Raw genomic sequence first — 23,064 nt, 5'->3', positions numbered from 1 at the left:
GCCAGCCTGACATGGAAAGCGGTGGGACCTCCCTCACGGTCGCGCAGCCGGAGCCGCCCAATGCGCTCGCGGCGCTGGAGCGCACGTTCAACGAATTCGTCACCGGCCGTCCGCTCGTCGCTCATGGCGGCCGCGTCACCGAGGTCTCGCCGACCCATTTCCGCGTGCACGGCCTTTCCGGCGCGGCGCGTCTCGGCGATGTCGTCGAACTGCGCTCGCGCGCCGGAAGGCGGATGGGCGAAATCGTCCAGATCGATGCCAGCGACATCGTCGTGGCGCCGTTCGAGGTGGCGGCGGACGCCGGCGTAGGCGATACCGTTTTCGATCGCGGACCGTTCGATATCGCACCGTCGCGTTCGTGGCGTGGCCGCGCCGTCGATGCGCTAGGCCGCGCAATCGACAAGAAAGGACCACTGATTGCCGGCGAACGGCACGACCCGGACGCCCTGAAAACGCCACCCGCGCTCGGCCGCCAGCGCGTCGGCACCCCCTTCGTCACCGGCGTCCGGGTGATCGATATCTTCACGCCGCTCTGCTACGGCCAGCGGCTCGGCATCTTCGCCGGTTCAGGTGTCGGCAAATCGACCCTGCTTGCGATGCTCGCGGCAGCCGATGCCTTCGATACGGTCGTCGTCGCGCTGGTCGGCGAGCGTGGCCGCGAGGTGCGCGAATTCCTCGAGGATACGATCGGCCCGCGCGCCATGGTCAAGACCGTTGCGGTGGTGGCCACCAGCGACGAAAGCGCCATGATGCGCAAGCATGCGCCGGGAACGGCGATGCGGATCGCAGAAACTTTCCGCGCTTCGGGCGACAGGGTGCTGCTCATCCTCGATTCCATCACCCGCTTCGCCCACGCGCTGCGCGAGGTCGCTACCGGCACCGGCGAGCCGCCGGTGGCGCGCGGCTACCCCGCTTCCGTCTTCACCGATCTGCCGAAACTCCTTGAACGCGCCGGCCCTGGTGTCGAGGGCGCCGGTTCCATCACCGCCATCCTTTCCGTGCTGGTGGACGGCGACGACCACAACGACCCCATCGCCGACAGCGTCCGCGGCATCCTTGACGGCCATGTAGTGCTCGACCGCGCCATCGCCGAACAGGGGCGTTATCCGCCGGTGAACCCGCTCGCCTCGATCTCGCGCCTTGCAGGCAAAGCGTGGGCGGACGACCAGAAGGGTCTCGTCATGCGGCTTCGCGCCATGATCTCGCGCTTCGAGGATACGCGCGACATCCGCCTGCTCGGCGCCTATCAGCCCGGCGCCGACGCTGAGCTCGACATCGCGGTGCGCCAGGTGCCGCAGCTTTACGAAGCGCTCGGCCAGTCGCCAAAGGACCGGCCTTCGCGCGATCCGTTCGGCGATCTCGCGCGCCATCTGAAGGGCAGGGAAAAGGCGGATGGCTAAGAAATTCGCAGATCTGAGAACGCCGGAAGGCGAATTGCCGGGCCCGCGATACGACCCGCCTCCACCGCCGAAGTCCGACTGGAAAGAGCGGCTGCGCAACAAGGTCCCTGAGCCGCCGAAGCTCGTGCCGAAAGCGCCGAAGATATCCTCGGACACGGTCATCGGCGGCCTCGGTATCGCGCTTGGCCTCATCTGCGCGCTCTTTCCCTGGTACATCTTCATGAATCCGGAGAAATTCAAACTCGAAGGCTATCATTTCAGCGGCAACCCACAGGCCGCCCATTCCGCTTCTTCCAATTCACGTCCGATCGGAATCGCGGATACGATGAAGCTGCCCGAGACCAGCCAGGCCGCGCTCGACATCTTCCCGACCGGGACAGTGCCTGAACCGGGTACGAAGCAGCCGGCCACGGACGAGAAAGACCAGCCCTTTCCGGGCGACACGCCCAAAGAGCCGGAATTCAATTTGATCGAGGTCGCCAACGGCCGCGCCATGATCGAGGACGCCGACGGCATCTGGATGGTTCAGGTCGGCTCGCCTCTCCCTAATGACAGTCGCGTGGCCGCCATCGAGAAGCGCGCCGGAAACTGGGTGCTGGTGACGACAGCCAAGGACGTGGTGCCGCTCAGGAAATAGCCCGCGCAAGGCCCACGCAAGACTGGCCGGATAATTCTGGTTCGTCCGAAGTGGGATTCCTGGAATGCAGCCTGTCAATCTTTTCGATCTTGCCGCGCAGCAGGCCCGCTGGCTTGCCGTGCGCCAGTCGGTGATTGCCGGCAATGTCGCGAATGTGAACACACCCGGTTATCACGGCGTTGACGTGAAGCCTTTCTCCGCCGTGCTCGACGACACGCAGGTGACGATGAAGGCCACGCAGCCGGGGCATTTCGGCACGAACAAGCCTTCCGCCGAAATGGTGGCGCTGCGCCAGGACGACGACCGCACGGAACTCGTTCCCTCCGGCAACAGCGTGCAACTCGAGGACGAATTGCTGAAGGCCGCCGATGTGCGCCGCTCCTTCGAACTCAACACCGCCATCGTCAGGGCCTTCCACCAGATGATGACGATGACGACGAAGGGGACATGACGAAAGTCTGAGCCATGGATCCTTTGACAGCCGCCATGAAAGTCGCCGCTTCGGGCATGACCGCCCAGTCGGAGCGGCTGCGCGTCGTTTCGGAGAACCTCGCCAATTCGCAATCGACCGGTCGCACGGCGGGAAGCGATCCCTACCGTCGCAAGACCATCACATTCTCCGCCGAACTCGACCGCGTGAGCGGCGCCTCGACAGTCGAGGTGGCGGACATAGCACGCGACCCTTCAGCCTTCCCGGTCGAATACCAACCCGGCAACGTCGCTGCCGACGGCAAGGGCTACGTCAAGATGCCGAACGTCAACGTACTGGTCGAGATGGCCGACATGCGCGAGGCCAATCGCGGCTACGAGGCCAACCTCCAGGTCATCAAGCAGGCCCGTGACCTGATCTCCATGACCATCGACCTGATGCGGAGCTGACGATGATCAACCCTTTGAGCCTCGTCGGATCCATCGGAAGCGGGACGGTCGGGACGGCCGGTGCGGCCAGCGGCGCGGCGGGTGCCGCGGGCGGCGTCGCTCAAACCTTCGAGAGTGCGCTGGCGAACGCCGCCGGCAACGCCGTCGGCAGCCTCCAACATGCGCAGGCCGTATCCATCGACGCCCTGCAGGGCAAGGCCGACACGCGCGAGGTCGTCGACGCGGTGCTGAACGCGCAGGAGACGCTCTCCGCGGCCATCGCCATCCGCGACAAGATCGTCGCCGCCTATCTCGACGTCAGCCGCATGTCGATCTGAGGAGAGTGAAGTGAGAGCGCTTGAAATCGCCGCGACCGGCATGAACGCCCAGCAGACCAATCTGGAAGTCATCGCCAACAATATCGCCAACATCAACACGACCGGCTACAAGCGGGCGCGGGCCGAGTTCACCGACCTGCTCTACCAGACCGAACGGCTGCCGGGCGTCCCCAACCGGGCCAACCAGAACATCGTGCCGGAAGGGGCGTCGATCGGCCTCGGCGTCAAGCTGGCGGCGATCCGCAACCTCCACATCCAGGGTGAACTGACCAGCACCGGCAACAAGTTCGACCTGGCGCTGACCAACCCCGGCCGCGGCTGGTTCCAGGTCCAGATGCCGGACGGCCAGACACTCTACACGCGCGACGGCGCCTTCAACACCAACGCCGACGGCCAGTTGGTGACCATGGACGGCAACCCGGTCATCCCGGCAATCACCGTGCCGGCGGACGCCATCGACGTCATCGTCAACAAGACCGGACAGGTCTTCGCCCAGATCAGCGGGCAGACGGCGCTGCAGAGCATTGGCCAGCTCCAGCTCGCCAATTTCGTCAACGAGGCGGGCTTGCAGCCGCTCGGCGGCAATCTCTTCCAGGAGACCGACGCTTCCGGCGCGCCAACCGTCGGCGTTCCGGGCGATGTCGGCTTCGCCACCATCGAGCAGGGGTATCTGGAAAGTTCCAACGTCGATCCGGTGAAGGAAATCACAGAGATGATCTCGGCCCAGCGCGCCTATGAGATGAACTCGAAGGTGATCCAGGCTGCCGACGAGATGGCGCAGGTCGTCTCCAAGAACATGGGCTGACGCGGCATGACGCCTCGCCGGAAGATCGCTTTCCTGCGCCTGGCCGGCGGCCTGGCGGCGCTCGTCGCGCTTGCCCTGCCCGTTCGCGCGGAGGACGTTGCGGTGGTTACCCGGCACGTCGTCTATCCCGGCCAGGAAGTATCGGCCGGCGACCTTCAGGTCGTCACGGTCACGAACCACAACCGCGATCTCAGAACCGTCGCCACCCGCATCGAGCAGGTCGACGGAAAGCTGACGCGGCGGACGCTTCTTCCAGGCCACTACATCCCCCTCAGCGCCGTCCGCGACGCCTATACGGTCGAGCAGGGGGCGCCGGTGCGCGTGCTTTTTGCCGGTGACGGCCTCGTCATCACCGCCACGGCGGTGACGCTGGAGCCGGGCTCCGCCGGCGACGTCATCAAGGTCCGCAACATGGACAGCGGCCGCGTCTTCTCCGGCATCGTCATGGCCGACGGCACCATCCGGGTCGGCGCATCATGAAGCGAAGCCTGCTCCTGCCGGTGTCGCTTGCGCTGGTGCTCGCTGCCGCACCCACCATCGCGGCGGACCTCGACAACGGCGTACCCTACGTACCAGCCTCGGCTTCGCCCGCAAACGGAGACGGAGAGGGAGCAGGCAATGCCGGCTACCTGCCCGCAGCGATCAACGCCGGGGTCGTGGCGCGCATCAAGGATATCGCTGAACTGCAGAGCACGCGCGACAACCAGTTGATCGGCTACGGCCTCGTCATCGGCCTGCAGGGCACCGGCGACAGCTTGCGCAATTCACCTTTCACCGAGCAATCGATCCGCGCCATGCTGGAGAATCTCGGCATTGCCACGGAAGGCGGGCAAGCCCGCGCCAAGAACGTGGCGGCCGTCATCGTCACGGCCAACCTGCCGCCCTTCGTGCAGTCGGGCGCACGCATCGACGTCAACGTCTCATCGCTTGGCGATGCCACCTCGCTCAACGGCGGCACGCTCGTCATGACGCCGCTGAAGGCGGCGGACGGCCAGATCTACGCAGTAGCGCAGGGCTCCGTCTCGGTTTCCGGCTTCGCCGCGCAGGGGCAGGCCGAGACGCTCACCCAGGGCGTTCCGACCGCCGGCCGGGTCGCCAACGGCGCCATCGTCGAACGCGAAGTCACCGCCGACTTCAATTCGACGCCGAAGCTGACGCTGCAACTCATCAACCCAGATTTCTCGACCGCCGTCAGGGTCGCCGACGCCATCAATGCCTATACGAAGCGGCGGTTCGGCAAGCGGCTCGCGCACGAGCAGGATTCGCGCACCGTCCTGATCGACAAGCCTCCGCGCATCAGCACCGCGCGCTTCTACGCAGAACTGGAAAACCTGCCGGTGGAAGCGGAATCGCCGGCGCGTGTTGTGATCGACGAGCGGACCGGCACCATCGTGATAGGCCAGGACGTCAAGATATCGCGCGTCGCCATCAGCCACGGCACCATGACGGTGCGCGTGACCGAGCAGCCGCGTGTGGTCCAGCCGGAACCTTTCTCGAAGGGCGTCACCGCCGTCGAGCCGAGCACCAATATCGAAGCGACACAGCCCGGCGGTCGCGTCGCGGTGCTCGACGGTCCTGATTTGCAGACTCTCGTCGCCGGCCTCAACCGTATCGGCGCCAAGCCGACCGACATCATCGCCATTTTGCAAGGCATCAAGTCGGCCGGCGCGCTCCAGGCCGAACTGGTGGTGCAGTGATGGCAGCCGATTTTCTCTCCGTTCGGGCGGCCCTATACCCCCACCCCTGTCCCCTCCCCACAAGTGGGCCAAAGGGGGGAAGGGAGACACCAGCATCGCCTTCCCAATTAAAATCGCCAAAATTTTCGCTATGCGGAGTCCGAGCAAAGTCCCCCTCCCCCTTGTGGGGAGGGGTTAAGGTTGGGGGTATCGTACGTGCCGCGCTCGCCGCTTCGGTCTTGTGCTTTATTTCATTCCCCTCCTTCGCCGGCCCGGCAGAAACATTGCCGGCGAGCGCATCCGGCGATGAGATCGAGCGCTTCTGCACGAACATCCAGGACCCAGCGCGCGACCGACGTTATGCGCTGCAACGCCAGCAGCTTGTCGACCTTCAGTCCGATATCGACAAACGCATCAAGCTTCTCGAAGAAAAGCGCGCTGAATACGAGGGCTGGCTGAAGCGCCGCGACGATTTCGTCGCCAAGGCCACCGACGGTGTCGTCGAGATCTATTCGAAGATGAAGCCAGACGGCGCCGCGCCCCAGCTTACCGACATGCCGCCTGACCTGGCCGCGGCGATCCTGATGAAGCTCGAGCCGAAACAGTCGAGCCTCATCCTCAGCGAAATGGATGCCAAGGTCGCCGCCAACCTCACCCGCATCATGGCCGCCGCCGCCCGCAAAACGGATCCTTCATGAAACGCCTGCTCGTACTCCTTGCGGCCTGTTCCACCCTCTCGGCCTGCATGTCGCCCGAGATCGGCGTCGCTCCGAAATTGTCGCCGGTCGGCGCCGGGCTAGGAACCGCGACACAATATGCCGAGACCTATCCTGAAGCGCCGCCTCCCGCGGTCAAGCGCTTCTCTCTATGGAACGACGGGCAAAGCCGTCTCTTTACCGATCCTCGCGCCCTGAAAGTCGGCGATATCCTCACCGTTCTGATCTCCATCAACGACAAGGCAAAGCTCAAGAACGAGAACGACACCAGCCGCACCGGCAAGCGCACATGGGGCCTGAGCGGCGCCTTCGACCTCAACGGCACGGGCTCGAAAGGATCCGGTGATCTCTCGGCCAATGGCGACAGCCAGTTCAACGGCCAGGGCCACACGACACGGTCGGAAGACATCAAGCTTTCCGTCGCCGCCGTCGTGACGAGGGTGCTGCCGAACGGCAACCTCGTCATCAGCGGCCAGCAGGAAGTCCGCGTCAACGACGAACTGCGCGTCCTGACCATCGCCGGCATCGTGCGCCCGGCCGACATCAACGGCAACAACACCATCTCCTATGAGCGTATCGCCGAAGCCCGCATCTCCTATGGCGGGCGCGGCCGGCTGAGCGACGTCCAGCAGCCTTCCTGGGGCCAGCAGCTCGTCGACCGCCTGTCTCCGATCTGAGGTTGCGCCATGGCGGTCATCGAGCAGCAGGAAGCACCGGAGAAGAAGGGCCCGTCGCTCGTGGTCCAGATTGCCGTCCTGCTTGTCATGACGGCGGCTGCGATCGGCATGGGCTGGTTTTCCGGCGGCTATCTGAACACGACCCGCGACGCCGGGCCGCAAAAGGCAGAAAAACCCACGCGCATCGACAAGGCGCATGTGAAGACGACGGACAAGGCGACGACCCGCAAGGACGGCAAGTCGGTGAAAGAAGGCGATGAGCTCGGCGTGCAGCCGATCGAGGCGATCACCACCAACCTCGCCGCGCCGAGCGATGTCTGGGTGCGCATGGAGCTTTCACTGGTCTTCGACGGCGACCCGGATACGGCCGTCGCCGAAGACATCCACCAGGACTTCCTCGCGTTCATGCGCACGGTGAAGCTGCCGCAGGTCGAGGGCGCCAGCGGCTTCCAGCATCTGAAGGAGGATCTGGAGGAACGCGCCCGCATCCGCAGCCACGGGCGCGTCAAGAAAATACTGATCCGGACGCTTCTGTTCGAATGAGAACGCCCCGCGCCCTCCTCCTTGCCGCGCCGGCGCTGCTTGTGCCGGCCACGATCGCGCATGCTCAGCAGATCGACCTCGGCTCGCTCGCCGGCCAGATGACCGGTACCAATGCCGGCACCATCGTCCAGCTCTTCGGGTTGTTGACGATATTGTCCCTCGCGCCCGGCATCCTCATCATGGTGACGAGCTTCACGCGCTTCATCATCGCGTTCTCGATCCTGCGCTCCGGCATGGGATTGCAGACGACGCCGGCCAATATCGTGCTCGTGTCACTCGCGCTGTTCATGACCTTTTACGTCATGACGCCGGCCTTCAATCAGGCGTGGAACACAGGCGTGAAGCCGCTCATGGACAACCAGATCACCGAGCAGGTGGCGCTTCAGCGTATCTCCCAACCCTTCCGCGTCTTCATGCTGAGGAACGTGCGTCCGAAGGATTACGACCTCTTCGCCGACCTTGCCCGCGAACGCGGCGAACCGGTGGCCTCGCGCGACACGGTCGACCTGCGCATTCTGATCCCCGCCTTCATGATTTCCGAGATCCGCCGCGGCTTCGAGATCGGCTTTCTGATCGTGTTGCCCTTCCTCGTCATCGATCTCGTCGTCGCCACCATCACCATGTCGATGGGCATGATGATGCTGCCGCCGACGGTGATTTCCCTTCCCTTCAAGATCATGTTCTTCGTCCTGATCGACGGCTGGAACCTGCTCGTCGGGAGCCTGGTGCGCTCCTTCTCATGAAAGCCGTTGCCATATTATCTGTTTGGTAGGAAATTCCGGCGCATAAGGAAGCATGACTTCCATGACGGGTCGTCCGCGAAAAGGACGATGGGCATGATGCCGTTCCGTCATACCGGCCCGACCCGGTATTCCAAAAATCAGGCATACATAAAGGGCGGATTCTAATGTCCAGTCTCATGACCAACGCGTCGGCGATGACGGCGCTCAAGACCCTCCAGATGACCAACAAGTCCCTGGACCAGACCGAAAACCGTATTTCGACCGGCTACAAGGTCGCTACCGCAAGCGACAACGCCGCTTACTGGTCGATCGCGACGACCATGCGCTCCGACAACAAGGCGCTCTCCACGGTTCAGGACGCGCTCGGCCTCGGCGCCGCTACAGTGGACGTCGCTTATACCGCGATGGACTCGGTCAAGGACGTTCTCGATCAGATCAAGACGAAGTTGGTTTCGGCTTCGCAGCCGGGCGTCGACAAGTCGAAGATCCAGTCCGATATCTCCGAGTTGCAGAAGCAGTTGCAGACCTACGCGAGTTCGGCGAGCTTCTCCGGCAACAACTGGCTTTCCGTTGATTCGAGCTCATCGAGCTACAATGCGACACAGTCGGTCGTCTCTTCGTTCAACCGCTCGTCCGACAACCAGGTCTCGATCAGCACGATCGATGTCAACATCACCGGCGTCTCGCTGTTCGATGCCAACGCAAATGCCTCGGGCATCCTGGAGAAGGGTCAAGCGCTGACGACGACCGGCGGTGTCGCGGACAGCGCCGGCACCGATGGCACTGGCGACGCCGCGACAGGCACCACTGCTTCGACCGCCTTCGCTTACGACTTCACAACCAACGGCGCCATGACGATCAATAACGACGACGCCATCACCTTCAAGTTCGCCGTCAATGGCGGCGATGCAACGGATGTCACTATCGACAGGTCGACCGTCGACACGGCGCTCGGAACCAGCGATGGCAAGGTCGGTAGCAGCGCCGACATGGAAAAAGTCATGGTGCAGGCCCTGAAGAACGCCGGCATCGATGCTGTCAATAACACCGGAACCGCCAGCGCTACGGGAGTTAAGGTTGACGGCACCACTGCCGGCACGGTGACAATTACCACCGGGCTCAAAGGCACGGACGCCAGCCTCGTGACGAGTGGCACGGCTTCGTCGAATAATGGCAATTTCTACGATGTCATGAAGATCGACATCACCAACGCCAGCGCAGACGACCTGAAGGCCTATTCCAACGCCATCGAAACCATGTCCGGTAAGGTGACGACGGCCGCCGCCAACCTCGGCTCGGTCAAGAGCCGCATCGACATGCAGCAGGATTTCGTCAAGAACCTGATGGATGCGGTGGATCGCGGCGTGGGCGCTCTCGTCGACGCCGACATGAGCCAGGAATCGACCCGGCTGCAGGCGCTCCAGACCCAGCAGCAGCTTGGTATCCAGGCGCTGTCGATCGCCAACTCCAACTCGCAGTCGATCCTCTCGCTCTTCCGTTAAGAGCACAACTTTCAGGGGACGGGCCCAATAAACCGGGTCGGGGCGGGCCGCGCGAAAGCGCGGCCCGATTTCATTTTCGCACAAGCTTCGGCGGCTAGGTTCGGCATCGCGTAATTTGCGGGAGCTTCGCGCCGGTGCCTGAACAACTCCAGAACGTCGTCGAAAATCTTCGGAGTTTCGGGCCGAAGCGGCTCGCGATCCTCGCCGCCGTCGCGGTCCTTGTCATGGTGACGATCGGCGTCTCCTCCTACTATCTCAACAAACCGGCCTACGAGACGCTCTATGTCGGGCTCGACCGTTCGGATGTGAACCAGATCGGCCTCGTTCTCGGCGAGGCGGGTATCTCCTTCGACGTGGATGCCAAGGGTACTTCCATCCTGGTGCCGGCCGGCAAGGCGGCGCGCGCGCGCATGCTTCTCGCCGAAAAGGGTCTGCCGACCAGCGCCAACGCCGGCTATGAGCTGTTCGACAATGTCGGATCGCTCGGCCTCACCTCCTTCATGCAGCAGGTGACGCGCGTTCGCGCGCTCGAAGGCGAGATCGCCCGCACCATCCAGTCGATCAACGGCGTCAAGTCGGCGCGCGTCCACATCGTCATGCCGGAACGCGCCAATTTCCGCCGCGAGGAGCAGCAACCGACCGCCTCGGTGATGATCCGTACCTCCGGCATCGACGCGCGCCGCACCGCCATGTCCATCCGCTTCCTCGTCGCCGCCGCCGTGCCTGGGCTGAACGCCGACAAGGTCACCGTGCTCGACACGATGGGCACGCTGCTTGCCGCCGGTGACGATCCGGCCAACAACACCGCCAACCATGCTTTCGGCGTCGAGCAGACGGTCGAAAGCGAGATCGAAAGCAACATCAACAGGGCGCTCGCCCCCTATCTCGGTGCGGAAAATTTCCGCGCCAGCGTCAAGGCCGTCGTAGACACCGACCAGAAGCAGATAGAAGAGACGATCTTCGACCCGGATTCGCGCGTCGAGCGCTCGGTGCAGACGGTGCGCACCAACGACAACTCGAACCGGCAGCAGGCATCGACGCCGGTCTCGGTCGAGCAGAACCTGCCGACTGATCAGCCGACAGCCGCGACCGAAGGGCCGAAATCGACCGAAAGCCGCGACCGTAGGGAAGAGACGACCAATTACGAGATCAACTCCAAGAAGATCGCCACCAAGAGTGACGGCTTCTCCATCTCGAAACTGTCCATCGCCGTCGTCGTCAACCGCCAGCGGCTGCTCGATATCCTTGGCAAGGGCGCCACGGATGACGCGATCAACGCCCGCATCGCCGAAATAAAGAAGGTTGTCGCCTCCGCCACGGGCTTCGACGACAAGCGCGGCGACAATATCGATATCGCAGCCGTGGAATTCGTGGATGGCCTCGACGGCGCGCCGGCCGATGCGCCGGGCATCATGGACCGCTTCGGCCAGCATGTCTTCTCGCTCATCAACGCGGCTGCTTTCGTACTGGTCGCCTTCCTGGTAACGTGGTTCGGGCTGAAGCCACTCGCCGCAGCCCTCGGCAAGCCGGCGCCGGGCGCGCCGCAAAGCTTCGAGGAGGTGCAGCGCTCGCTTCCCGCCGCGGGCGGAGAGGCCCAGATCGCCGCCGGCGCTCTTACCGGTCCGGGCATGGCGCCATCCAATCCGATCGACGAACTACGCCAGAAACTCCGGCCCGCGCCGCAGGAACGGCTGACGCGCATGGTCGACCTCAATGAAGAGCGGACCGCTCATATCCTGCGCAAATGGGCGCATCAGGAGGCCGCCTGATGGCCGGTTACGCGCTGGTTGATATGCTGGCCGATTTCGGCAAACGTCCGCCGCAGCCGCCGCGCGCCGCCGCGCCAAGGGATGGAGCACCAGCAAAGCCCGGCACGCCCCAACCCGATATAGACGCACTGCTCGCGGAAGAGCGGGCGCAGACGGAAAAGCTGGTGACGGAAAGGCTTGCGGCCGCGCATGAGGCGGAGCTTACCGCCATCCGCGAAAGCCACGCCGCGGAAATCGCCGAAATCGAACGGCGTCACGGCGAGGAAGCCGGCGTCCGGATCGAGGCGGGGCTCACCGGGATCGAGGCGCGTGTCACCGAAACCGTCTCCGGCACGGTCGCGCGCATCCTCGGCCCGATCATAAGCGAGGAGGTGCTGAAGCGCAGCATCGACGAACTCGCCGGCGCGATCGGCGAAGCGATGGAAGACGCCGACGCGGTAACGATCCGGGTTACCGGTCCGCAATCGCTGTTCTCCGCGCTGGCCGAAAGATTGGGCGAGAAATCGAAGCATCTCCGTCACCGGGAGGCGGAAGGCCTCGATCTGACGATCGACGTGAACGGCAGCCTGATCGAGACGCGCCTGACGGAATGGCAAGCGGCCGTGAATGAGGTCCTCGGATGAGCCTCGATGCCGACGGCCTGAAACATCAGGAGATCATCATAGTCCGCCGCGGCGGATATGACGAGGACGAGGGCCACCATGGCGGCGTCTGGAAGATCGCCTTCGCCGATTTCATGACGGCGATGATGTGTTTCTTTCTGGTCATGTGGCTGATCAACGCGGCCAACGAGCAGACCAGGGCGGCACTCGCCAGCTATTTCAATCCGGTCAAGCTCGTCGACCGCAACACGTCACGCAAAGGCCTCGACGACCCGGCCAAGACACCGGGCGATCCGGAGACGGCCCCCAAAAAGGATACACACGAGACTGATAAACCCACTTCGGCCCGCGATGCCCTGACCGGACCATCCAAGCGCGAGAACTCGCTCGACGAATCGGATACCCGTCGCCATTCCGACAAGAACCTGTTTGCCGACCCCTATTCCGTGCTCGCCGAGATCGCCGGCGAAACCGGCACACTGCAGAACACCAGCGCCAAGGGCGACGGCGGCGCGCAGGATTCCGGTCCGTCCACCGGTGCGTCGGGCGGCCAGACCTACCGCGACCCGTTTGCGCCGAATTTCTGGTCGGAACAGGTCGACGCGCCGAAGGAAAGCGCCGAAACGGCCCGTTCCGGCTCGGCCGAAAAACGCGAGCGGGCCGGCGGCGCGGCCGAGGGTGAGAAGAAGGGCCGGGAAACGGCCAGCAGGATGACCGCCGCCGCCGAAGCCGCGGCCAAGGTAGACGCCGAGGCCAAAGCCGGACGCGAAGAAGCCATCAAGTCGGAGAACGCAGAAGCTGCACAAAAGGCGGCCGTCCGAAGGGAAGCCACGCAGAACGGCCCGGCCACGGAGCCAGGCTCCGCCAAAGCAGGTACAAAGGTCGCGGAGGTGAAGCCGGCAGCCGGGGAAGTCGAGAAGCCTGAAAAGGCGACCGATGCGGCATCGAAGGCGGCAAACGACAAACTCGTCGCCGACATCCGCGGCGAGCTTGCCGGCAGCTTCGGCAGCAACGACCCGGTCTATAAGGGCCTGACGGTGACGGAAACCGACAGGGGCGTCCTCATCTCGGTAAGCGACCAGTCGAATTTCGGTATGTTCGAGATCGGCTCGGCGGTTCCGAACCGTGACACCGTGCTCGCCATGGAAAAGATTTCGAAGATCCTGAGCACGCATAAGGGCAAAATCCGCATCGACGGCCACACCGACGGGCGCCCTTTCAAGAGCGATACCTACGACAATTGGCGGCTTTCCACCGCACGCGCCCAGACCGCCTACTACATGCTGGTGCGCGCCGGGCTGGACGAGAAACGTGTGATGGAAGTCGCCGGCTTCGCCGACCGCAAACTGAAGGTCAAGGACGACCCCTATGCGGATGCCAACCGCCGCATCGAGATCCTGCTGGAGACAAACTAGTGTCGCGGCCGGGAGCACATCCGGCAACGCTCGCCGTGGCGATCCTGCTTGCGATGCCCTTCTCCGGCCGCGCCGAAGCTCAGGAAAAATTCGACCTCGAACCCTATCGGCTGGTGCGCTCGCTTGAGCTGGTGCAGGACCGCATCGCCAGCGGCGACGAGGCCGCCCTTCCCATGCAGCGCAAACTTCTCGAAATGATCGACGCAAAATTCCTGGCGACACCGCCGGCGGGCTTCGATGACCGGCGTAATTTCGATGCGCTTCTCGTCTATGCGATCTCGGGCGGCAACCCCTCGACGATTGAGACCGTCGTCTCGCGCCTCGACCTGAAACCGCCCCGCGCGGCGCTCGGCGCCGGCATCCTCGGCTATGTGCGCGGCCGCCCGGCGGAAGCGGAAAAGGCGCTGCACGACATCGACCCGCTGACCCAGCCGATCGAACTCGGCGCCTATCTGGCGCTCATCAAGGGATCGGTCGCGGCCGCCGAGGATTCCGCCGCCGCGCTCAAGCTGTTCGATGAAGCGCGGCTGCTCGGACCCGGATCACTGGTGGAGGAAGCAGCACTCCGCCGCTCCATCATGATCGCGCTGAAGATGCGCGACGCCGCTCTCTTCCTCGACTACTCCGAGCAATATGTTCGCCGTTTCCTGCACTCGCCCTATGCCAGCCAGTTCGCAGACGCCTTCGTCATCGGCGTGGTGGACATGCATGACGGGATCGATCTCGACAAGGTCGCCGCGACGCTGAACGAGATGGATGCCGACCGGCGCAAGTTCATCTATCTCCGCCTCGCCCGCAAAAGCGCGATAGACGGCCTGACCGACCTCACCGCCTTCGCGGCGCGGATGGCCGAAACCCGCGACGATCCACGTTCGAAAACAAACGACCCGCGCGTGCTGCTCTATTCCAGCATCGCTTCCGTTGCCTCCGGTTCGGCCGGAGCGGTGGCCACGCAACTGGCGGCGATCGACCGCAGCCGCTTGAGCGAAGGCGACCAGCAATTGCTCGATGCGGCACGCGCCGTTGCCGAGAAGGTGATCGCCATCCCAAACGTGCCGCCCGCTCCCGCGAAAGTCGAGGAGGACGACAACACGACGGCCAAGGTCGCGCCGTCCCATCAGGATATGCCTGCCGGCCTCGCCACCACCAAACAGGCGGCTCCGCCGGCCGGTCCCGATGCGACCGCGATGGAAGCATCCCGAAAGATCGTGACCGATACGCGACGGAAACTCGCCGCCATAGACGAACTGCTCAAGGAGACCGAATGATGCCGGGCATCGCAATCCAGCCGAGCTTCCCTATTGCCGGCACATCGGCCGTTCGCAAGGCCCCGCCAGCGTCCGACGACCGCTTCTCCCATGCCTTGCACGAGAAGCCGAAAGCGCCCGCGCATGCCGACAGGACGCCGGGCAAGGCCACAAAAGCCGATGCAGCAGACGATAGCGATGGCGCCCACGAGACCGCTCCGCGCAACAACGACAAGGACGACAAGATCGGCCAACCCGAGCACGCGAAGGACGACAGCGCCGAGGACGGCGATAAAAAGAAGGGCAAGGGCGACCCGGACGGCAGCACCCTCCCCCCGCATATGATGGCGGAACGGACGCTTGCCAGCCAATGGCCCGGCCCAGACGCGGCAGCCGAGGCTAAGAATAATACGGCCACGGCCGGCACGCCGTCCGACAGTTCCGATCCGGCCATCCCAACCACCGTCACCGTCCAGGCGCCCCATCCCGCCGGCTCGACCCTGCCCGGCTTTGCTCAGCCCGGCGGCGCCCAGCCTGCAACGACGTTCCCGATACAGGGTCTGGCGGCGCAGGTGGGCAAGGACGGCGGAACGGGAGGGGCCGCACCTGTGCAAACAGTGCCGACCACCGCCAATCCGGCGCAGAACGGCGTTTCGGTCATCGCAGCAACCACGGCGGAAACCGGCAACACCGCTCCGGCCAGCGTGTCCGCCGCTCTCATGGCCAAGATCTCCGCCACGCAGCACGGAGGCGGTCCGGGCGGTTCTCCTCAGGGAGCAGGCGGCACGGCCTCCACTTCCGCCACGACTACGCAAGCCGACACCGTGGCGCAAATCCCGCAGGCAGCCACCGGCCAGGATTCCGGCAACGCCAGCGCCGATCCGGACGGACAGGGCGGCGATGGCCAACCGAACAAAGCGGCGCAAAACACCGCGCAGCCAGCTGCCGGTGCCAAGGGCGATACGGCCGCCGGCCCGCTGCCGACGGCCCAGATGGTTCCGTCCTCCGGCAGCGCGACATCTTTCGCCGGCGCGCTTCAACAGAACGGCGCGCTTGCCCGCTATACGGCGAGCGCCGCGGCCGCCCTCGCGACCGGAACGCCGGCCAATGCGCTTCCCGTCCAGTCGCTCAGCATCCAGCTGCGGCCGGTCGAACTCGGCTCCGTCACGGCTCACCTGAAATATGCCGGAAGCGGCCTGACGATCGATATCCAGGTCGAGACACCGGAGGCCCACCGCCGCCTCTCCAACGACAGCTCCGATATCGTCAAGTCACTGCAATCGCTTGGCTTTCAGGTCGATAAAGTGAGCGTGCGCCAGGCACCGGCACAGCCGCAGACCCAATCGCAGGGTCAGCCCCAGCAAGGGCAAGGACAGGCCCAAGGTCAGGCAACCGGGCGCGACGGCTCGGCCGGCGGCTTCGCCAATCAGGGCGATTCGCCTTTCTCCATGTCGGGGCAATCGGGGGGCAACGGACATCGGCAAGGCTCGGAGAACGGATATGAGAACGCATCGGAACGCGGCATCGGCATGGTTCGCGAGACGGCTGATCGTCTGTCTCTGCGCGGCGTTTTTATCTAGCTTCGGCACGTTCTGCGCATCGGCCTCGGTCAACCCCTGCGAGACCGAGATCCTGCGGGCGTCCTCCGAATACGGCGTTCCGGTCGGCATCCTCTATGCCGTCGGCCTTACCGAAACCGGCAAGAAAGGAAGCCTGCAGCCGAACGCGATGAACATCGAGGGCAAGGCGGTGTTCCCGTCGAGCCGCGCCGAGGCGCTGCGCATCTTCGCCAACGCCAAAACCCGCGGCGCCAGGCTGATCGACCTCGGCTGCATGCAGATCAACCAGTATTATCACGGCAGCCACTTCGCCAGCATATCCGACATGTTCGACCCTCACCTCAATGTCGATTATGCGGCCCGCTTCCTCGTCAAGCTGAAGAGCCGTCATATAAGCTGGTCCATGGCCGTCGCCCGCTACCATGCCGGCCCCGACAACGATCCCGCGCAGAAATTCTACGTCTGCCGGGTCATCGCCAATATGGTCGCCACCGGCTTCGGCAAATGGACCCCGAACGCCCGACGGTTCTGCAACCCCTGATTGCTCACACACACCCGCTCGCGAAGCCCGCAATTATGGTTAACGTCTCGTTAAGGACCTTCCTCTAGCGTTTGTGCCGGGTTTGGGGAGTCGCGTCGCACAGCCTGGCGGGCTGGATGATTCCCAAGAAATGACTCGCAAGAAATGACGGGTGTCCGGCATCGCCGGCGACCGCTACCTCTTGCGCCGGGCTTTGAAAATATTGATTCGGAGGGCGGGCCGATGATCGTGATCGTTGACGAGAGGGATCTCGTAAAGGAAGGATATCATTCGCTTTTCGACCGCGAAGGCGTGGCAAGCGCCGGCTTCCGGTCGGATGAATTCGGCGAATGGGTATCGAGCGCGGCCGACGAAGACCTGGAATCGGTACGCGCCGTCCTGATCGGCGAATGCGAGGAAAGCCTCGTCTCGCCGAGCGTGATTCGCGGCCGCACCAATGCTCCGGTGATCGCACTCAGCGAACAGCATTCGCTCGAAAGCACGCTCCACTGGTTCGAATCGGGCGTCGACGACGTTATCCGCAAGCCGGTCCATATCCGTGAGATCCTGGCACGCATCTCCGCGATCCGCCGCCGCGTGCAGAAAGAGGCGAGCCACACCCAGATCGGCGACATGTGCATCTTCATGGACGGGCGCGACCCGGAGATCGGCGGCGAACCGTTCCCGCTGCCGCGCCGCGAGCGCCGCATCCTCGAATTCCTGGCCTCGAACCGCGGCCGGCGCGTAACCAAGACCCAGGTCTTCAACGCCATCTACGGCATCTTCGACGAGGAGGTCGAGGAGAACGTCGTGGAGAGCCATATCAGCAAACTCCGCAAGAAACTGCGCGAGCGGCTCGGCTTCGACCCGATCGATTCCAAGCGCTTCCTCGGCTACCGGCTGATCGACTGATGCGCCCGTCGGGGCATGACAACAGCCTCGCGCAAGTCAGCGGCGTTACGCTCCTCGCCAAGGGTATGAGAACCCCAAGGTATGAGACCGAGGAGACCACGCCATGAGTTTGTACGGCATGATGCGCACCGGCGTTTCCGGCATGAACGCGCAGGCAAATCGGTTGTCGGCTACCGCCGACAACATCGCCAACTCCTCGACTGCCGGCTACAAGCGCGCGAGCACGCAGTTTTCCACGCTGGTCATCCCCGGTTCGACCGGCAACTACAATTCGGGCGGCGTGACCACCACGACAAGGTACGCCATCTCGGAAGCGGGCATCCCCCAATATACGACCTCGCCGACCGACCTTGCGATCAACGGCGACGGCTTCTTCATCGTCGCGGACACCAATGGCACGCCCTACATGACGCGAGCCGGCAATTTCGTGCCGGACGACCAGGGGCATCTGGTCAACGCCGCCGGTTTCACGCTTCTGGGCTACAGCTTCGCCAACGGAACGCCAGCCGTCACCGCGAACGGTTTCGCCGGGCTGGAACCGGTGACCGTTTCACAGACCGGCTTGACGGCCACGCCTTCCTCGGCCGGCGATTTCTACGCCAATCTCCCCCTTGACGCGGACATTGTCACAGCGGCAGACCTGCCATCGGCGAATGCGACCACGGCCACCTATACCGCTAAATCTTCCCTGGTCGCCTACGACAATGCGGGCTCCAAGCAAATGCTCGACGTCTATTTCACCAAGACCGGCGCCAATACCTGGGAGGTGGCCGTATTCGACCAGTCACAGGCGACGGCGGGCTCCGGCTTTCCCTATGGAGCGGCTGGCTCGGCCCCTCTGGCGACCCAGACGCTAACCTTCGATCCCACGACCAATCAACTTACAACCGCCAGCGCCTCAACCATTGACGTACCCGTCCCCAATGGCGGCACCGTCACGCTCGACCTTTCGCAGTCGACCCAGTTCGGCACGGGCTACAGCGTCTATGACGCGAAGGTAAACGGCAACCCGCCGAGCGCGATCCAGGACGTGCAGATCGCCGACGACGGAACGGTCTATGCGCAATATGACGATGGATCGCTGCGTGCGCTCTACCGCATCCCGCTCGCCACCGTCGAAAGCCCGGACAATCTGAAGGTGCTCGCAGGCAACGTTTTCGCGGCAACGGCCGATTCCGGCGATCCGACGGTAGGCTTTCCCGGCGAGGGCAAGGCCGGAACGGTCAAGTCCGGCGCCTTGGAAAACTCGAACGTCGATATCGCCCAGGAACTGACCGACATGATCGAATCGCAGCGCACCTACACGGCGAATTCGAAAGTGTTCCAGACCGGCTCGGACCTCATGGACGTGCTCGTCAACCTCGCGCGCTAGGCCGAGTAACATCGGCGGAAAATAACCGGAATGTCGCTGACAACCGCCCTCAACATCGCCCAGTCTGCGCTCTTCAACACGACGCGTCAGACGACGGTTGTTTCGCAGAATATCTCGAATTCGGGGAATCCCGACTACGCGCGGCGTTCGGCGACCATCGTCAGCACCGCCCCCGGCGCCACCGTCGTCAATATCCAGCGCACGACCGACGATGTGCTCTTCCGCAGCAATATGAAGGCGCTTTCCTCCTATGAGGGGCAGAATACGCTCCTTAACGGGATGCAGAATCTCGGCCTCGCGGTGAACGGCGTTGACAATGCGGACTCCGCAGCCAGCGCGCTCGGCGATTTCCAGCAGGCGCTCAACCTCTATTCGGCGACGCCCTCCAACACCAGCCTCGGTGAGAATACCGTCGAATCCGCACGCCAGCTCGTTCGCAATCTGAATGACGGCACCAACGCGATCCAGTCCTTCCGGACGGACATGGACAACCAGATCTCGCAGGCCGTCGCCGATCTCAACAACCTGCTTAACAGCTTCGACCAGGCAAATCGCACCATCGTCGCCGGCAACCAGACCGGCGCGGATGTTTCCGATGCCGAGGACCAGCGCGACGGGCTCCTGAAGCAGATATCCCAATACGTCTCGATCTCGGCCATCAAGCGCGACAACGGCGACATGATGCTGGTGACCTCGGACGGCGCCACGCTTTATGAAACGGTGCCGCGCACGGTGACCTTCGATCCGGTCGCCGGCTATGACGCAACGACGACCGGCAACGCGATCAAGGTAGACGGCGTGCCGCTTTCCGCTGGTACGGGCGGCAATACATCGGCATCCGGCCGTCTGGCCGCGATGGTCCAGTTGCGCGACAGCACCGCGACCACCATGCAGAGCCAGCTCGACGAGATCGCGCGCGGCCTGATCAATGCCTTCGCCGAGACGGATCCGAGCGACCCGACCGCAACGGCAGGCAAGACACCGGGCCTCTTCACCTGGGACGGGGCGCCCGCGATGCCGACCGACGGAACGCTGGACCCGGGTCTCGCCGGCCGCATCAAGATCAATCCGGCGATGGATTCAACGGTCGGAGGCAACGCTTCCGTTCTGCGCGACGGCGGCGGTGGGGGTGCGGGCTACGTCGCCAACCCGGACGGCAATGCCTCCTTCTCCGACTTGCTCATCCGTTACTCGCAGAACCTCGACAAGCCGATCGCCTTCGATCCGGCCGCCGGCGCCGGCTCCAACGCCAGCGTGATGACCTATTCCACCAACGCCATCAGTTCATTCGAAGCCGCGCGCAAGGACGCTTCGGATGCTGCCGACAACAAGAACGCGCTGATGACGCGCACCCAGCAGGCGCTTTCCAACTCGACCGGCGTCAATATCGACGAGGAGATGTCGATGATGCTCGACCTGGAGCATTCATACCAGGCGTCGGCGCGCATGATCTCGACGGTGGACAACATGCTCTCCGCCCTCATGAACGCGATACATTGAGATGAAGACGACCTTCATATCCTCGCAGGCCGTGTCGAACGCAATGCGCTATCAGGTCCTGAACATGCAGCAGGAACTGGCGAAGGCGCAGACGGAGGTGACCACCGGCAAGCTCGCCGATCCCGGCGTGACGCTCGGCTCGCGCACGGGCCAGGCGGTATCTCTTTCGCGCGACGTGGACCGGCTGAACGGGCTGGTCGATTCCAACAACCTCATCTCCACCCGCCTGACGGCCACCCAGGATGCGCTCGGCCAGATAAACGACCTCACTCAGACATTCCTGTCCGCGCTGACCGCCGACAAGGGCAGCGGCGTCGCATCGACCGTGACGCAGACGGCGGCCCAGACGGCGCTCAGTTCCGTCACCTCCATCCTCAACACCAGCGTCAACGGCGAATATCTGTTCGCCGGCATCAATACGGACGTCCAGCCGATCAACGATTCAGGCGCGACCGGCTCGGCGGCGAACCAGGCACTGAACGATGCCTTCCAGACCCGTTTCGGCTTCCCGCCGAGCGACCCGGCGGCGGCGAACATCAGCGCCTCGGATATGGGCGATTTCATCGACCAGCTTGTTAGCGACCAAACCACCGATCCGGCGTGGTCATCGAACTGGTCGAATGCCACGGACCAGCCGATCACCAGTCGCATCTCGCTCAACGAAACGGCCGAGACCTCCGTCAGCGCCAACTCCATCGGCACCAAGAAATTCATGATTGCCGCGGCGATGGTGTCGAATTTCATGCAGGGCAACCTTAACGAAGGCGCCCGCGATGCGCTCATCGACAAGGCGTCCGATCTGATCACGGACTCGCTTACCGATTCAGCTTCCCAGCAGGCTCAGCTCGGCCTGACCGAAAACAAGGTTTCCAGCGCCACGGACCGCATCAAGTCACAGGTCGACCTTTTCCAACGCAATCTCAACGACCTCGAAGGCGTTGATCCCTACGAGGCTTCCACCAAGATCACCTCGCTGCTCGGCCAGATCGAAACCTCCTACGCGCTGACCGCACGCATCCAGCAACTCAGTCTCGTCAATTACCTAAAGTGACCGCAACCTCAGGCGAAACGTAACGGAACCACCATGTACCAATTTTCGTATGCCGAGATTCAGACCGACTCGATCGCCGACGCCAAGGATCGCGAGCGCCAGCTCCTGAGCCGGTCCATCGATCTGCTTTCGACGGCAAAGGACAGCGGCGGCGGCTCGCCGCAAGCGGTCGAGGCCATTCACTTCATGAACCGCATCTGGACCTCCTTCATGGAGGACCTCGGCAGTTCCGAGAACGAGCTTCCGGTGGAGCTGCGCGCCAATCTGATCTCGATCGGGCTCTGGCTGTTGCGCGAGGGCGAGGCGGTGCGGCAAGGCCAATCGCAGAATTTCGAGGGTCTCATCGAGGTATCGCAGATCATCCGCGACGGCATACAATGAAGAACACGCTGAAAATATCGCTGAAAGCCAACGAGAAGATCTACATCAACGGCGCGGTCGTCCGGGTCGACCGCAAGACGACGGTCGAGTTGCTCAACGAGACGCAGTTCCTGCTCGAAAGCCATGTCATGCAGCCGGAGCAGGCCGCGACACCGCTCAGGCAGCTTTATTTCATCCTGCAGATCATGCTGATGAATCCCGGCAACGCGGATCAGGCACGCGACATGTTCCGGCAGTCGCTGCCGCTGCTTCTCGAAAGCTTCCGCAACGAGCACATCCTGTCCTCGCTGAAACACATCGACCGGCTCGTCGGCGAGGGTCATGTCTACGACGCGCTGAAGACCATCCGCGGATTGTACAGCCTCGAAGACGAAATTCTCTGCGGCGGAAGAATGGCGCCGGCCTATCAAGACGAATTGCGGGAGATCGCCTGATGTCCGTTCCTCCGGTGAATGGCACAAACAGTTCAACGACCGGCACCGGTTCCACTTCGCAGGCGGCCGGGCCGAACATCGATTACCAGTCCTTCCTGAAGCTCCTGATCACCGAGATGAAAAACCAGGACCCGACTAAGCCGATGGATTCGACGGAATATGTCGCGCAGTTGGCGACCTTCTCGCAGGTCGCGCAAACCGTGCAGACGAACTCGAAGCTGGACCAGCTTCTCCAGACCTCGGCGCTCGCGCAGGCCGGCAACATCATCGGCCACAGCATCACCTCTGCCGACGGCAACACGACCGGCACCGTCTCCTCCGTCCGCCTCACATCGGACGGATTGATAGCAATTCTAGAGAACGGCCAGGAAGTCACCATGCAGAGCGGCGTGGTGATACAGTAACCA

The 23,064-nt window shown here is 63.6% G+C and carries 26 protein-coding genes; all 26 read left to right on the top strand.

Annotation, left to right across the window (positions count from 1 at the left end; genetic code table 11):
* Positions 1 to 11: 11 nt before the first annotated feature.
* The 26 genes from fliI (at position 12) to flgD (ending at position 23,061) form a co-directional block, all read left to right on the top strand.
* The gene (fliI, locus tag RBH77_RS10180; RefSeq protein ID WP_311032018.1) at positions 12 to 1,400 is read left to right on the top strand and encodes a flagellar protein export ATPase FliI; all 1,389 of its coding nucleotides are present in this window, start codon (positions 12 to 14) and stop codon (positions 1,398 to 1,400) included.
* The gene (locus tag RBH77_RS10175; RefSeq protein WP_311032017.1) at positions 1,393 to 2,037 is read left to right on the top strand and encodes a hypothetical protein; all 645 of its coding nucleotides are present in this window, start codon (positions 1,393 to 1,395) and stop codon (positions 2,035 to 2,037) included. The genes fliI and RBH77_RS10175 overlap by 8 nt, the downstream gene beginning before the upstream one ends.
* A 64-nt stretch (positions 2,038 to 2,101) precedes the next feature.
* Positions 2,102 to 2,488, top strand: coding sequence for a flagellar basal body rod protein FlgB (gene flgB / locus RBH77_RS10170; protein ID WP_311032016.1), 387 nt, complete (start codon positions 2,102 to 2,104; stop codon positions 2,486 to 2,488).
* A gap of 14 nt (positions 2,489 to 2,502) precedes the next feature.
* Positions 2,503 to 2,916, top strand: coding sequence for a flagellar basal body rod protein FlgC (flgC, locus tag RBH77_RS10165; RefSeq protein ID WP_311032015.1), 414 nt, complete (start codon positions 2,503 to 2,505; stop codon positions 2,914 to 2,916).
* A 2-nt stretch (positions 2,917 to 2,918) separates the two neighbouring features.
* Positions 2,919 to 3,233 (top strand): flagellar hook-basal body complex protein FliE, encoded by a 315-nt coding sequence (gene fliE, locus RBH77_RS10160; protein WP_311032014.1) that lies wholly within the window; start codon positions 2,919 to 2,921, stop codon positions 3,231 to 3,233.
* Between the two features lie 10 nt (positions 3,234 to 3,243).
* Positions 3,244 to 4,038 (top strand): flagellar basal-body rod protein FlgG, encoded by a 795-nt coding sequence (gene flgG, locus RBH77_RS10155; RefSeq protein ID WP_311032013.1) that lies wholly within the window; start codon positions 3,244 to 3,246, stop codon positions 4,036 to 4,038.
* Positions 4,039 to 4,044: 6 nt separating this feature from the next.
* A complete protein-coding gene (flgA, locus tag RBH77_RS10150; protein WP_311032012.1) occupies positions 4,045 to 4,518 on the top strand; it encodes a flagellar basal body P-ring formation chaperone FlgA in 474 nt (157 codons plus the stop codon).
* A complete protein-coding gene (locus RBH77_RS10145; protein ID WP_311032010.1) occupies positions 4,515 to 5,735 on the top strand; it encodes a flagellar basal body P-ring protein FlgI in 1,221 nt (406 codons plus the stop codon). Before flgA ends, RBH77_RS10145 begins: the two co-directional genes overlap by 4 nt.
* Before the next feature lie 227 nt (positions 5,736 to 5,962).
* The gene (locus RBH77_RS10140) at positions 5,963 to 6,412 is read left to right on the top strand and encodes a MotE family protein (protein ID WP_371832871.1); all 450 of its coding nucleotides are present in this window, start codon (positions 5,963 to 5,965) and stop codon (positions 6,410 to 6,412) included.
* The gene (gene flgH / locus RBH77_RS10135) at positions 6,409 to 7,107 is read left to right on the top strand and encodes a flagellar basal body L-ring protein FlgH (protein WP_311032008.1); all 699 of its coding nucleotides are present in this window, start codon (positions 6,409 to 6,411) and stop codon (positions 7,105 to 7,107) included. Before RBH77_RS10140 ends, flgH begins: the two co-directional genes overlap by 4 nt.
* 9 nt (positions 7,108 to 7,116) lie before the next feature.
* On the top strand, positions 7,117 to 7,650 hold the full coding sequence (locus RBH77_RS10130; RefSeq protein ID WP_311032007.1) for a flagellar basal body-associated FliL family protein: 534 nt from the start codon (positions 7,117 to 7,119) through the stop codon (positions 7,648 to 7,650).
* Positions 7,647 to 8,393, top strand: a complete 747-nt coding sequence (gene fliP, locus RBH77_RS10125; RefSeq protein WP_311032004.1) for a flagellar type III secretion system pore protein FliP — start codon at positions 7,647 to 7,649, stop codon at positions 8,391 to 8,393. The genes RBH77_RS10130 and fliP overlap by 4 nt, the downstream gene beginning before the upstream one ends.
* Positions 8,394 to 8,557: 164 nt before the next feature.
* A complete protein-coding gene (locus RBH77_RS10120) occupies positions 8,558 to 9,895 on the top strand; it encodes a flagellin N-terminal helical domain-containing protein (RefSeq protein WP_311032003.1) in 1,338 nt (445 codons plus the stop codon).
* Between the two features lie 134 nt (positions 9,896 to 10,029).
* The gene (gene fliF / locus RBH77_RS10115) at positions 10,030 to 11,664 is read left to right on the top strand and encodes a flagellar basal-body MS-ring/collar protein FliF (RefSeq protein ID WP_311032001.1); all 1,635 of its coding nucleotides are present in this window, start codon (positions 10,030 to 10,032) and stop codon (positions 11,662 to 11,664) included.
* Complete coding sequence (locus tag RBH77_RS10110) at positions 11,664 to 12,287, top strand: hypothetical protein (protein ID WP_311032000.1); 624 nt, start codon at positions 11,664 to 11,666, stop codon at positions 12,285 to 12,287. The genes fliF and RBH77_RS10110 overlap by 1 nt, the downstream gene beginning before the upstream one ends.
* Entirely contained in the window at positions 12,284 to 13,681 is a 1,398-nt protein-coding gene (locus RBH77_RS10105) for a MotB family protein (RefSeq protein ID WP_311031999.1), read from the top strand. Before RBH77_RS10110 ends, RBH77_RS10105 begins: the two co-directional genes overlap by 4 nt.
* Positions 13,681 to 14,949 (top strand): MotC family chemotaxis protein, encoded by a 1,269-nt coding sequence (locus tag RBH77_RS10100; RefSeq protein WP_311031997.1) that lies wholly within the window; start codon positions 13,681 to 13,683, stop codon positions 14,947 to 14,949. The genes RBH77_RS10105 and RBH77_RS10100 overlap by 1 nt, the downstream gene beginning before the upstream one ends.
* Positions 14,949 to 16,508: a flagellar hook-length control protein FliK gene (gene fliK, locus RBH77_RS10095; protein ID WP_311031996.1), complete on the top strand. Its 1,560-nt coding sequence runs from the start codon at positions 14,949 to 14,951 to the stop codon at positions 16,506 to 16,508. Before RBH77_RS10100 ends, fliK begins: the two co-directional genes overlap by 1 nt.
* Positions 16,429 to 17,028, top strand: a complete 600-nt coding sequence (locus RBH77_RS10090) for a transglycosylase SLT domain-containing protein (protein WP_311031995.1) — start codon at positions 16,429 to 16,431, stop codon at positions 17,026 to 17,028. Before fliK ends, RBH77_RS10090 begins: the two co-directional genes overlap by 80 nt.
* 222 nt (positions 17,029 to 17,250) lie before the next feature.
* A complete protein-coding gene (locus tag RBH77_RS10085) occupies positions 17,251 to 17,919 on the top strand; it encodes a response regulator transcription factor (protein WP_311031994.1) in 669 nt (222 codons plus the stop codon).
* 103 nt (positions 17,920 to 18,022) lie between these two features.
* Complete coding sequence (locus RBH77_RS10080) at positions 18,023 to 19,291, top strand: flagellar hook protein FlgE (RefSeq protein WP_311031993.1); 1,269 nt, start codon at positions 18,023 to 18,025, stop codon at positions 19,289 to 19,291.
* Positions 19,292 to 19,321: 30 nt separating this feature from the next.
* Positions 19,322 to 20,791 carry a flagellar hook-associated protein FlgK gene (flgK, locus tag RBH77_RS10075; protein ID WP_311031991.1) on the top strand — a complete coding sequence of 490 codons (1,470 nt, stop codon included), beginning with the start codon at positions 19,322 to 19,324 and terminating at the stop codon, positions 20,789 to 20,791.
* Position 20,792: 1 nt separating this feature from the next.
* A complete protein-coding gene (locus RBH77_RS10070; protein WP_311031989.1) occupies positions 20,793 to 21,842 on the top strand; it encodes a flagellar hook-associated family protein in 1,050 nt (349 codons plus the stop codon).
* A 33-nt stretch (positions 21,843 to 21,875) separates the two neighbouring features.
* On the top strand, positions 21,876 to 22,223 hold the full coding sequence (flaF, locus tag RBH77_RS10065) for a flagellar biosynthesis regulator FlaF (RefSeq protein ID WP_311031988.1): 348 nt from the start codon (positions 21,876 to 21,878) through the stop codon (positions 22,221 to 22,223).
* Positions 22,220 to 22,657, top strand: a complete 438-nt coding sequence (flbT, locus tag RBH77_RS10060; protein WP_311031987.1) for a flagellar biosynthesis repressor FlbT — start codon at positions 22,220 to 22,222, stop codon at positions 22,655 to 22,657. Before flaF ends, flbT begins: the two co-directional genes overlap by 4 nt.
* Positions 22,657 to 23,061, top strand: coding sequence for a flagellar hook assembly protein FlgD (gene flgD / locus RBH77_RS10055; protein WP_311031986.1), 405 nt, complete (start codon positions 22,657 to 22,659; stop codon positions 23,059 to 23,061). The genes flbT and flgD overlap by 1 nt, the downstream gene beginning before the upstream one ends.
* The last annotated feature ends 3 nt before the right edge of the window (positions 23,062 to 23,064 follow it).

The organism is Mesorhizobium koreense (assembly GCF_031656215.1).
GTDB lineage: Bacteria > Pseudomonadota > Alphaproteobacteria > Rhizobiales > Rhizobiaceae > Mesorhizobium_L > Mesorhizobium_L koreense.
The sequence above is the reverse complement of the archived record's forward strand: the minus strand, read 5'-3'. Positions and strand labels throughout refer to the sequence as shown.